Here is a 4,513-nt window from a genome sequence, read left to right as displayed (position 1 = left end):
GTCGCGCGCCGGCACGGCGGCTTCCGGCCGCGCGGGTCAGTTGGCCTGCCCGATCGGGCGGACGACCATGGTGTTCACGTCCACGCCGGCGGGCTGCGCCACGGCCCAGACGATGGCGCGGCCGATGTCCTCCGAGGTGAGCATGCGCGGGTAGTCGGGCGTCCCGACGTGGTCCCAGAACTCCGACTCGGTCGCGCCCGGCGCGATCAGCGTGACCCCGACGCCCTCGGAGGTCACCAGCCGGCGGGTGTTCTCCGCCAGGCCGGTCATCGCCCACTTGGTCGCGCCGTAGAGGTTGCCGGGGGTGTTGACGAACCCGGCGACGCTCCCGACGATCACGATCCGGCCCTGGGTCCTGGTCAGCTCGGGCAGCGCCGCGCGGATCAGGTAGGCCGGGCCGAGCACGTTGGTCAGCACCATCTCGCGCATGTCGTCCGGGTCGGAGTCGGCCACCGAGCGGCCCTTGGCGTGGCCGGCGTTGGCGACGACGGCGTCGAGCCGCCCGAACCGCTCGACCGTGGCGCGCACGGCCGCCTCGACCTGCCCGTAGTCGGCCGCGTCGCCCGCGATCGTCAGCAGGCCGTCCGGCTCGCCGAGCTCCTTGGCGACCTGGTCGAGCCGCTCCTGCCGCCGTCCGGTGACGGCCACCTTGCGGCCGGCGGCGATCAGCTCCCGGGCGGTCGCCGCGCCGATGCCGGTGCCGCCGCCGGTGATGAGGGTCACGTGGGATTCCGTCATACCGGGGATCCCATCACCTGGAGCGCGCTCCAGGTCAAGCCCGTCCCTCGGCCCGCACGCCGCACGCCGCACGCCGCACCCCGCACCCCGCCCGCCGCCCGTCCCCGGCTTCGCGACGCCGGCAGGTCCAGGTATGCCTCTTTCGTGGCGCTTCTGCCGGGACGTGACGTATGCCACCCTCGCGGCGTAGGTTAGTTAGCGTAAGAAACTATCTCGGCACACCTCCGTCGCCCCTCCGGGAGGACCGCGTGGGCAACGCCCGCACCTCGACCCGCTACTCGTGGATCGCGTTGAGCAACACCACGCTCGGCATGCTGCTGGCCACCGTCAACTCGTCCATCGTCATCATCTCGCTGCCGGCGATCTTCCGCGGGATCCACCTGGACCCGCTCCGGCCGGGCAACGTCGGCTACCTGCTGTGGATCCTGATGGGCTACATGCTGGTGTCGGCCGTCCTGGTGGTGACGCTCGGCCGGCTCGGCGACCTGTTCGGCCGGGTGCGCATGTACAACGCGGGCTTCGCCGTCTTCACGGCCGGCACGCTCGTGCTGGCGCTCGACCCGCTGCACGGCGGCGCGGGCGCGGTCTGGCTCATCGGCTGGCGGGTCTTCCAGGGCATCGGCGGCGCGATGCTGATGGCCAACTCCGCGGCCATCCTCACCGACGCGTTCCCCGCCGACCGGCGCGGCATGGCCATGGGCGTCAACCAGGTCGCGGGCATCGCCGGCAGCTTCCTCGGGCTGGTCGCGGGCGGCCTGCTCAGCGAGGTCAACTGGCGGCTGGTGTTCTTCGCGTCCGCGCCGATCGGCGTCCTCGGCACGGTCTGGGCCTACCGCAGCCTCGTCGAGACCCGGCAGCGGGCCGAGCGGGTCAGCATCGACTGGCTCGGCAACCTCACCTTCGCGGTCGGGCTGACCGCGCTGCTCGCCGGGATCACCTACGGCATCCAGCCCTACGGCGGGCACGTCATGGGCTGGACGAACCCGTGGGTGCTCGCCGGGATCATCGGCGGGACGGCGCTGCTCGCCGCGTTCTGCGTGGTCGAGACGCGGGTGGCCGAGCCGATGTTCCGGCTCGGGCTGTTCCGGATCCGCGCGTTCGCCGCCGGCAACGCCGCCGGGCTGCTCGCCGCGGTCTCGCGCGGCGGCATGCAGTTCATGCTGATCATCTGGTTGCAGGGCATCTGGCTGCCGCTGCACGGCTACGACTTCGCCGACACCCCGCTGTGGGCCGGTATCTACCTGCTGCCGCTCACCGCCGGGTTCCTGGTCGCCGGGCCGCTGTCGGGCCACCTGTCGGACCGGCACGGCGCGCGGGCGTTCGCCTCCGGCGGCCTGCTGGTGTCCGCGGCGGCCTTCGCCGGCCTGCTGCTGATCCCGACGGACTTCCCGTACTGGCTGTTCGCCCTGCTGATCTTCGTGAACGGGCTGGGATCGGGGCTGTTCGCCGCGCCCAACACCACCGCGATCATGAACTCGGTCCCGGCCGGGCAGCGCGGCGTGGCGTCCGGCATGCGGGCCACCTTCATGAACGCCGGGATGGTCCTGTCGATCGGGGTGTTCTTCTCGCTGATGATCGCCGGACTGGCGGACCGGCTGCCCGGCACGCTGTCGGGCGGGCTGACCGCGCACGGCGTCCCGCCCGCCGCGGCGGACCACGTCGCGAGCCTGCCGCCGGTGGGCACGCTGTTCGCGGCGTTCCTCGGCTACAACCCGATCGGCAGCCTGCTCGGCCAGGGCGGGGTGCTCGCCTCGCTGCCGCCCGGCGACGCCGCCGAGCTGACCGGACGGTCCTACTTCCCGCACCTGATCTCCGGGCCGTTCCACCACGGCCTGGTGATCGTGTTCTCACTGGCCATCGCCATGTCGCTGGTCGCGGCGGTCGCCTCGCTGCTGCGCGGGAGGCGGTTCGTCCACGAGGAGCACGCGGAGTCCGGGGCGCGGACGGCCAGCCGCGTCCACTGACCGGGGCGCGCCCGCCGGCCGCGGCCACTGACCTGGTCCCGTGCCGTCCGGGCTCCGCCATCCGGGCTCTGAACTGGCCGAACGGTAGATCACCGGCGTATGACCACAGGGTCACTCTGGCATGTCTCCCGCGCGGAAGGTCATCCTGCCCGACACCGGCTGACCAGCGGTGACGCCCCTGGCTCCGGCGACAGGTGGCGCATCAGTGATTGCGGGCTTTCTTGAGGCTTCTTTCAGCCCGTGTTGCACTCTTTCAACAGTCTGCACGAGTGCACGAAGGAGGGTACTCATGAAAATCCGGCAGACGGTGGCAGTGGCCGCACCGATGGTCGCGCTCTCGGTGCTGGCGCCCGTCCAGGCGGACGCGAGCACGGCGGCGGCGTCGGCGCGCACCTGCTACTACGACGTGGTCCACATCCGTGACAACCACCACCTGAACGTCCGGTCGGGTCCAGGCCTGCGGTACAGGGTGGTCGCGAGGCTGCCGCACAACGCGCGGCACGTCCCCGGTGACTGCAGGTCGCATCGGGCGGACCACCGCACGTGGGTCCACCTGACCCGGCCCATGGGCTGGGCGGACGGCCACTACCTCAAGAGGGTCTAGTAGCCCGTCGGTTCGTCCGGCCGGTCCGGCGGTGGGGCCTGGCCGGCCGGACACCGGGGGCTGCCTGGAGCGTTCCGGGCCGGGTCTTCTCCACGCGCCGCCCCGAGGCGGGCAGGGAACTGGGGTGCCCTGTCCGCGCGGCCCGGCGCGGCGGCCCGGTCCGGAACGCGTTCTCCAGACGCGCGACGACCCTGGCCCCGGAGGACGGATCGGGTGGTCCTCCGGGGCCGGGGCCGCCGCACGGACCGGACGGCACGCGGGCATCCCGTTCCGGCTCGGAGAACGGCCGGGAACGCCCATCGGCCGTCCCGCGGTCTGTGGCGGTCTTATGCCCCACTGACTCCCAAGACTCTCGTTTCGCGATGCCGCACTCTGCCCAACGATCCGGGTTCTCCGCTACCACCGATCCGACCTCCGCGTGAAGGAGCGAACCATGCAGCCCTGGCACCTGGCCGCTGTGGCCGTACCGCTGATCACGTTCGCGATGCTGCCCGGCGGCCAGGCGGACGCGAACACGACCGCCTCGTCCGCCACCTCCGCCCGGGCCTGCCGGTTCGACGTGGTTCACGTGCGGAAGGGGAGCCGGCTGAACGTCCGGGCCGGTGCGGGCAAGCACTTCCGGGTGGTGAACACGCTGCCCCGCCACGCCCGGCGCGTGCCCGGCGACTGCCACAGGGCCCACGGCTGGGTCCACGTGCGGCCCCACAAGGGCAAGCCGGGCTGGTCGCTGGGGCGCTATCTGAAGCGGGACCGCTAGCTCACCCGGACGTCCGGCCGGCCGGGGGTGGGCCCGGCCGGCCGGACTCGGGGGAGGGCTTCCAGAGACCGTTCCAGGCCGGGCCCGCCTCGCGCGGTCGCTCCAGTGTGGACAGCTGGGGCGCTTCGGTCCGGGCCGCACGGTGCGGCGTCCCGGCCTGGAACGCCTGCTCAGTCGCTTCTGGCGGCGGCGAATGACCTCCTGCCGCGCGGCGCGGTACATGGCGTGGCGCGCGGATCAGGAGAGGGGAAGACCTCGGCCCCGGAGGACGGATCGGGTGGTCCTCCGGGGCCGGGGCCGCCTGGTGACCCCCCTTGGTGCACGACCCGCCGGGCGGCAGACCGTCCGGGCCCGGTCACGAGGGCCCGGACGGTCGTCGGCGTTCCGGGCCCGACCCGTCCGGCCCACGCGAACCGTGCGGGCCGGGCCGGCGGGTGGCGCGGACGCCGG

Annotated in this window: 4 protein-coding genes; 3 read left to right on the top strand and 1 reads right to left on the bottom strand. The window is 73.1% G+C overall.

Annotated elements, in window-relative coordinates; genetic code table 11:
* Nucleotides 1-36 precede the first annotated feature (36 nt).
* Entirely contained in the window at nt 37-738 is a 702-nt protein-coding gene (locus tag AB0J52_RS28835) for an SDR family oxidoreductase (RefSeq protein ID WP_500185643.1), read from the bottom strand.
* Nucleotides 739-986: 248 nt separating this feature from the next.
* Between AB0J52_RS28835 and AB0J52_RS28830 the strand changes: the two genes are divergently transcribed.
* The 3 genes from AB0J52_RS28830 (at nt 987) to AB0J52_RS28820 (ending at nt 4,063) form a co-directional block, all read left to right on the top strand.
* Nucleotides 987-2,702 (top strand): MFS transporter, encoded by a 1,716-nt coding sequence (locus AB0J52_RS28830; protein WP_500185642.1) that lies wholly within the window; start codon nt 987-989, stop codon nt 2,700-2,702.
* Between the two features lie 289 nt (nt 2,703-2,991).
* A complete protein-coding gene (locus AB0J52_RS28825; protein WP_500185640.1) occupies nt 2,992-3,306 on the top strand; it encodes an SH3 domain-containing protein in 315 nt (104 codons plus the stop codon).
* A gap of 433 nt (nt 3,307-3,739) precedes the next feature.
* Nucleotides 3,740-4,063: an SH3 domain-containing protein gene (locus AB0J52_RS28820; RefSeq protein ID WP_500185638.1), complete on the top strand. Its 324-nt coding sequence runs from the start codon at nt 3,740-3,742 to the stop codon at nt 4,061-4,063.
* Nucleotides 4,064-4,513 lie beyond the last annotated feature (450 nt).

It is taken from the genome of Spirillospora sp. NPDC049652 (assembly GCF_040675125.1).
Taxonomy (GTDB): domain Bacteria; phylum Actinomycetota; class Actinomycetes; order Streptosporangiales; family Streptosporangiaceae; genus Spirillospora.
Note: the sequence above shows the minus strand (reverse complement) of the source record. Positions and strands in the feature narration are given on the sequence as shown.